We start from the raw sequence: 6,463 nt of genomic DNA, 5'->3' as shown, positions 1-6,463 counted from the left end.
CAAGAGCGGGCATCGTGAAAAGTCTATGTCAAAGAAAGGGTTATGTTCTCATAACTGACGATTAAATCGCACCTTCCTTAATGAACTGGAAAAATTTTACACTCAGTTTTACTGGTTTCCTGCTTTGTCTTTTTTTTATATTTTATTACTCGTTTTTCAAAGAAGAGTATTACATTGATGGCGATGAAATTAAAAATGTCTGTGATGCCTGGCGGGTGTTTGTCGTTGATGATATTCGTGATGTGACAGCCCCTCTTACTCTGGCGATGATCGCACCTTTTATTGTGATGAGTGTCAGGAAAAAATCACGCAGCAGGTTTCTGTGGCTGATGACGATGGTGTTATTGCTTAGCTGGTGGTGGCGATTCTTCGGCAGACTCTGGTTCTGCCTGTAGCGGATACCGCCTCCCCTTAGCATCAGGGGAGGCGTCAGACGATCACGATGTCTTCAGTCCCACGGCCGGAATATTGCGTCCGTAGTAGATTTCACGCATCTCTTTCCACAGCAGGTCAGTAATGCGTTTGTGCTCCTGCGGGCTGAGATCTTCCGGTCGGGTGTTGAACAGATAGTGTTTTAAATCGAACTCTTTCAGCAACATCTTGGTGTGGAAGATGTTCTCCTGGTAGACGTTAACATCAACCATGTCATACATCGCCTTCATATCCTCGGACATAAAGTTCTGAATCGAGTTGATTGCGTGGTCGATAAAGTGCTTTTCGCCTTTAACGTCACGGGTAAAGCCGCGCACGCGATAGTCGATGGTCACGATGTCAGATTCCAGCTGATGAATCAGATAATTCAGCGCTTTTAGCGGAGAAATTACGCCGCAAGTGGAAACTTCGATATCGGCCCGGAAAGTACAGAGTCCGCCTTCCGGGTGACTTTCCGGATAGGTGTGGACGCAGATATGGCTCTTATCCAGGTGTGCAACCACCGAACCCGGCAGTGGTCCCGGATGTTCCGAAGTGTCGATATCACGCGGATCAACAGGTTCTTCGCTCACCAGAATGGTGACGCTGGCCCCTTGTGGTTCATAATCCTGACGCGCGATATTCAGGATATTCGCGCCAATAATCGAGCAGGTTTCGCTCAGGATTTCAGTCAACCGATTGGCGTTATATTGCTCATCAATATAGGCAATGTATCCGTCGCGCTCAGCAGCGGTACTCGCATAGCAAATATCATAGATACAAAAACTCAGGCTTTTCGTCAGGTTATTGAAGCCATGTAGTTTCAGCTTTTGCAATTTTGATCACCCCCATTATAAATGCCCGATCAGCTCGCGTCTGACAGTGCATTCAGCAGATATTGCGGCAGGGCAAAGCTGCCCGTGTGGATTGCCGGTGTGTAGTAACGGCAGGTCAGACCCGCTGCAGCAAAACGTGTCTGCAGCGTTGCGCTATCGAGCTGGCGCAAAGCAGGATTGTTGCTGGCCCAGGCAAAGGTCATGATGCCGCCGTAGTAGGTCGGAATCGCGGCCTGGTAGAAGCTGACGTCGTTAAAATAGTGGCTCAGCTTGCGGTGACTGTGCACGGCTTCATCCTGCTGCAGGAAGCAGACGCCATTCTGTGCCACAAAAATGCCGTTTTCATTCAGAATTCGGTGGCAACCGCTGTAGAATTCTGAGGTAAACAGGCTTTCGCCAGGGCCTATCGGATCGGTACAGTCGGAAATAATGACGTCGAAGGTCTCTGTGGTTTCGTTGACAAACTTCACACCGTCATCGATCACCAGCTTAAAACGTTTGTCGTCATAAGCGCCCGCGCTGTGGTTTGGCAGGTATTGCTTGCAGAACTCCACCACGCCAGCGTCAATTTCCACCATGGTGATCTGTTCGATCTCTTTATGACGGCTGACTTCACGCAACATCGCGCCATCGCCACCGCCGATGATCAGCACCTTTTTCGCCGCGCCGTGCGCCAGCAAAGGGACATGTGTCATCATTTCATGGTAGATAAATTCATCACGCTCGGTGGTTTGTACCACGCCGTCCAGCGCCATAACGCGACCCAGCGCCGCATTTTCGAAGATGATCAGATCCTGATGTTCGGTTTTTTCCCGGTACAGCAGCTTGTCGGCCGAGAAGTATTGTCCGAAACCGGCATGAAGGGTTTCATACCATATTTCATTTGGGGCCATGGTGGGTCTCCTCAGAATAGCCATGAAAAATGGGCGGCACATCATAGCTAACTCTGACCGTGGTTGCACGGTCAAGTTTTCAGCAGAGGAGCGGGGGAAAGGGGATTATTTTACGTAAGCCAGCAGGCTCAGGGAGTCACGCGCCAAAGATTTACATTTCTTGTCATTCGCAATCGCGATGCCGCTCAGATCGCGATAGCTGTCTTCCCCCAGCGCTTTCATATTAAAACTGTTGTAATTGCTTAAATCCCAACGGTTTTGCCGGGCAAAAAACATTAATGCGTTGCGAATCTGCGCATCCGGCAGGTCCTGATAACCACAGTCATTTTTCAGGTAAACGAACACCGCAGTCAGATCGGCCAGATCTTCCGCTTCGGACTCACTCAGCGCAAAACTGGCGCTGGAAAAGCCCAGTAATCCGGTCAACAGCAGCGCCTTGATGCTTTTCTTCATAACTCATCTCATACGGTTGCAATAACCTGACGTTAGCACACTCAGCGCCACTATTCCGACAATTTTGCCCGTTAAAATGGCTTAAACAGTGAATTTCATCGGTTTATCGCGTTATGGTGAATTTAACTGAACTTGACCTTACCGTAAGGGCAGGGTTTAGAGTCTGTCCATCAGACTATTTTAGCGGGCCGTTTACCCTGCATTTTGACTGGAAGGAATACGAGCATGTTACGTCGTGATTTTCTCAAGCTGAGCGCCATTCTGAGCGCTGCAGGCGCATTGCCATTATGGAGTCGTTCACTGATGGCGGCGAGCCGCCCGGCGCTGCCGATCCCTGAACTGCTGAGTGCCGACCCATACGGGGAAATTACCCTGAGTGCGCAAACGGGTTTCTCATTATGGAATGGCAAAAAGGTGCCGAGCTGGGGTTATAACGGCAGCCTGCTGGGACCGGCACTGCAGCTGGAACGCGGCAAGCCTATCACCGTGAATATTGATAACAAACTGCCACAGGCGACCACGCTGCACTGGCACGGACTGGAAATTCCTGGCGCTGTTGATGGCGGGCCGCAGGGCGTGATTGCGCCGGGTCAGCGCCGTACCGTGAGCTTTATTCCCGATCAACCCGCCGCAACCTGCTGGTTTCACCCGCATCAGCATGGCGCGACAGGTTACCAGGTCGCACAGGGGCTGGCGGGACTGGTGATCCTGCAGGACACCGAAAGCGAACAGCTGATGCTGCCGAAACAGTGGGGCGTTGATGATATTCCACTGATTTTGCAGGACAAACAGTTAAGCGCGGATGGCAGTAAGATTGACTATCAGCTGGATGTGCTCAGTGCTGCGGTTGGCTGGTTTGGCAATCTGATGTTAACCAATGGCGTGCAGTATCCACAGCATGCCGCGCCACGCGGCTGGCTGCGTCTGCGCCTGCTGAATGGCTGTAATGCCCGTTCGTTGCGTATCGCCGCCAGCGATCAGCGTCCGCTGTATGTGATTGCCAGTGATGGTGGCCTGCTGGCCGAACCGGTACAGGTGAGTGAGCTGTCATTGCTGCCGGGCGAGCGCTTCGAAGTGCTGGTGGATACCAGAGAGGGTAAAGCATTTGACCTGCTGACCCTGCCGGTACAGCAGATGGGTATGACGCTGACGCCTTTCGACCTGCCGGTGCCGCTGGTGAATATCCTGCCGCTGGCGATTCAGGCCAGCGGTCAGCTGCCGGATAAGCTGGTGGATGTACCGGCGTTGCCAGCCACTGACGGTATTACCAATCGCTGGCTGCAACTGATGATGGACCCGCAGCTGGATAGCCAGGGGATGCAGGCGCTGATGCGCAAACATGGTAATAAAGCGATGGCCGGGATGGCGATGGATGGCCATGGCGCGATGGATATGGGCAATGACAAGTCGATGGATCACAGTGCTCATGGTCAGCAGACGGCGGCGTATGATTTCCATAATGGAAATAAAATCAACGGTGTGCCGTTCGATATGAATAAACCAATGTTTGCCGCGAAACTGGATGCCTGGGAGAAGTGGACCATCTCCGGCGAGGGTGACGCGATGCTGCATCCGTTCCATATTCATGGCGCGCAGTTCCGTATTCTGACGGAAAATGGCAAGTCAGTAGCAGCACACCGCAGCGGCTGGAAAGATATCGTGCGGGTGGAAGGCTGGCGCAGTGAAGTGCTGGTGCGTTTCCGTTATGTGGCAGATGCACAGAACGCCTATATGGCGCACTGCCATCTGCTGGAGCATGAAGATACCGGCATGATGCTGGGCTTTACGGTTGGCTGATTGCAGGCCTTCCCGCTAATGGGAAGGTCTGCTGCAAGGTTAATGCGTGCCCGCCGCCTGATGAATCACCGCCAGCACCTGATGCAATCGGGCGACATCCAGCTGACCTGGCGCGGAGGCTTCGCCAATCATGCCGAAGGTTAAATCGGAGGCAAACACTTCCCCGGAGAGACGCGAGATGGCACCTGTACCACCCATTGCCATCGTCAGCAGCGGTTTGCGCGAGTATTTCTCACGAATATGTTCTGAGGCGTTAAGCAGGGTCAGCACATCCTCTGGCGAATGCGGCATCACGGCGATTTTCAGGATATCCGCGCCCAGCGCATCCTGCTGACGCAGGCGGGAAACAATGTCGCGGCTGGAGGGCGTTTTCTGGAAATCGTGGCTGGACATAATCACTTTAATCCCTGCCTGATGCGCGGCTGCCACCAGCTGATGCACCACATCTGCATTGCGGAACATTTCGACATCCAGCAAATCAATAAAGTGATCCTTAATCAGCGCCAGATAAAGTTTGCCGTAATCGGCGTCGCTGATCGCTTTCGCGCCACCTTCCGCTTTGGTGCGGAAGGTAAGAATCAGCGGCTTGCCCTGTGCGGCCTGTGCGACTTTTTGTCCCAGCGCGCTGATGGCGGCTGGATCGGTAGCAAAATCGAGATAGTCGATGCGATATTCAATCAGATCGGCATCCGCATTATGACCAATCACAGCGGCCTGCTGCAGTACGGCATCGGCGGTGTTGCCGGTGGTCGGCACAATAATTTTCGGCATCCCCGCGCCAATCACCGTGTCGCGGATGGTGATCGGCTGCGCATGACGCATGGTGACTGCCGCCGCCGGTGCGCTGGTGGCAGCCTGCACCAGTAATGGGCTGGACAATAACAGAGTGGCGGTTAACACCAGATTCACTGTTTTCATTCTCGTTTCCTGTTCCTTAACGTTATAACAAACGACGCCAGCCGTTTCCTGCTGGCGTGCAGGTGCTGCCCGACGGCGGCAGGGCCGCGGGCGCGATAACGGCATTACTGTGCCATCACGGGCTGACTGAGTGGTGAGGTCGCGCCATCGTTATTGGTGGCGGTGGCTGTGATATTGGCAACGGTCAGACCGGCAGGCAGTGCCTGTTGATAGTGGAACCGGGCTTTCCCGCTGGCGTTAAGTGGCACCAGCTGATAGCCAAGAAAGTGTTCGGCTTCATGCTGGCTGGCGTGGCTGTTAGCGAAAAATTCAATGCGATACAGCGTATTGGCGACACCATCGACCGCGCCATCGACGTTCAGTTGCGTGTGCTGTACGCTGGCGTGACTGAGCAGTGGTGCATGCTGCCCTTCGTTTGGCGTCGGTTCACAGCCCGCGCTCTGCCCATCGAGATCGCAGATTTTTTCCAGTTTGCTGGTGTCATTGCTGATGCCGCCACCGCGGTTGCCGATAAAGTCGGCGTGTTCCAGGCCGGGCACATCAAACACAACGGCTCCGGCCTGTTCTGGCAGGCAGCTGCCGCCAGCGAAGCAGCGCTTAATATCTTTGCCGTTATCGATCATGATGTTTTCGCTGATACGGTTATTCGATGGTCCGGTGATGCGGTTAATACCAAAGCTGCCATTTTCACCGGCTTCTCCCTGCGGGCGCACTGACACCGCCACGCGATTGCCGATCATGGTATTACCATCGACGATATTGCCGCTGCCGCTGCCGCTGCCGCTGCCGCTGCCGCTGCCGCTGCCGCTGCCGCTGCCGCTGCCGCTGCCGCTGCCGCTACCGCTACCGCTTAGCGTGACGGCGGAAGAGAGGTTGGTAAAGGTGTTGGCGGCAATATAGTTACGATTACCCCAGTTCAGCTGCACACCATCAGAATAGTTTTCAAAATGGTTGCGAATAATTTCGTTATCATTGCCCCATAATATTTCCAGGCCCTGAGAAGGTTCTTTATTATTTACGCTGTCGGTGGTAATAAAATTATCCGCAATCAGGTTGAACGATGCACCACGGGTGGCTTCCAGGCGGATTCAAGTTCGAAGTGCAACGCTAAGCCGCCTGTCTTAACTCTGCAAAGACCACTGAAGGCTGCCGGAA

The 6,463-nt window shown here is 53.6% G+C and carries 7 protein-coding genes; 2 read left to right on the top strand and 5 right to left on the bottom strand.

Annotated features, from left to right (window positions below):
* Positions 1 to 80: 80 nt before the first annotated feature.
* Positions 81 to 395 carry a YjeO family protein gene (locus ACSZO1_RS21340; RefSeq protein WP_437616234.1) on the top strand — a complete coding sequence of 105 codons (315 nt, stop codon included), beginning with the start codon at positions 81 to 83 and terminating at the stop codon, positions 393 to 395.
* A 42-nt stretch (positions 396 to 437) separates the two neighbouring features.
* Here ACSZO1_RS21340 and speD read toward each other — a convergent pair whose 3' ends face one another.
* From speD to ACSZO1_RS21325, 3 genes are all read right to left on the bottom strand, one after another.
* The gene (gene speD, locus ACSZO1_RS21335) at positions 438 to 1,247 is read right to left on the bottom strand and encodes an adenosylmethionine decarboxylase (protein WP_437616232.1); all 810 of its coding nucleotides are present in this window, start codon (positions 1,245 to 1,247) and stop codon (positions 438 to 440) included.
* Between the two features lie 29 nt (positions 1,248 to 1,276).
* Positions 1,277 to 2,140, bottom strand: a complete 864-nt coding sequence (speE, locus tag ACSZO1_RS21330) for a polyamine aminopropyltransferase (RefSeq protein WP_437616230.1) — start codon at positions 2,138 to 2,140, stop codon at positions 1,277 to 1,279.
* Between the two features lie 105 nt (positions 2,141 to 2,245).
* Positions 2,246 to 2,593, bottom strand: coding sequence for a YacC family pilotin-like protein (locus ACSZO1_RS21325; protein WP_437616228.1), 348 nt, complete (start codon positions 2,591 to 2,593; stop codon positions 2,246 to 2,248).
* 225 nt (positions 2,594 to 2,818) lie between these two features.
* Between ACSZO1_RS21325 and cueO the strand changes: the two genes are divergently transcribed.
* Complete coding sequence (cueO, locus tag ACSZO1_RS21320) at positions 2,819 to 4,390, top strand: multicopper oxidase CueO (RefSeq protein ID WP_437616226.1); 1,572 nt, start codon at positions 2,819 to 2,821, stop codon at positions 4,388 to 4,390.
* A gap of 39 nt (positions 4,391 to 4,429) precedes the next feature.
* Here the strand turns inward: cueO and aroD are convergent, their stop codons facing one another.
* Positions 4,430 to 5,308, bottom strand: a complete 879-nt coding sequence (aroD, locus tag ACSZO1_RS21315; RefSeq protein ID WP_437616224.1) for a type I 3-dehydroquinate dehydratase — start codon at positions 5,306 to 5,308, stop codon at positions 4,430 to 4,432.
* A gap of 104 nt (positions 5,309 to 5,412) precedes the next feature.
* The gene (locus ACSZO1_RS21310; protein ID WP_437616222.1) at positions 5,413 to 6,234 is read right to left on the bottom strand and encodes a hypothetical protein; all 822 of its coding nucleotides are present in this window, start codon (positions 6,232 to 6,234) and stop codon (positions 5,413 to 5,415) included.
* Positions 6,235 to 6,463: the final 229 nt, after the last annotated feature.

Origin of the sequence: Erwinia sp. V71 (assembly GCF_965644245.1) — a bacterium.
Classification (GTDB): Bacteria; Pseudomonadota; Gammaproteobacteria; order Enterobacterales; family Enterobacteriaceae; genus Erwinia.
The sequence above is the reverse complement of the archived record's forward strand: the minus strand, read 5'-3'. Positions and strand labels throughout refer to the sequence as shown.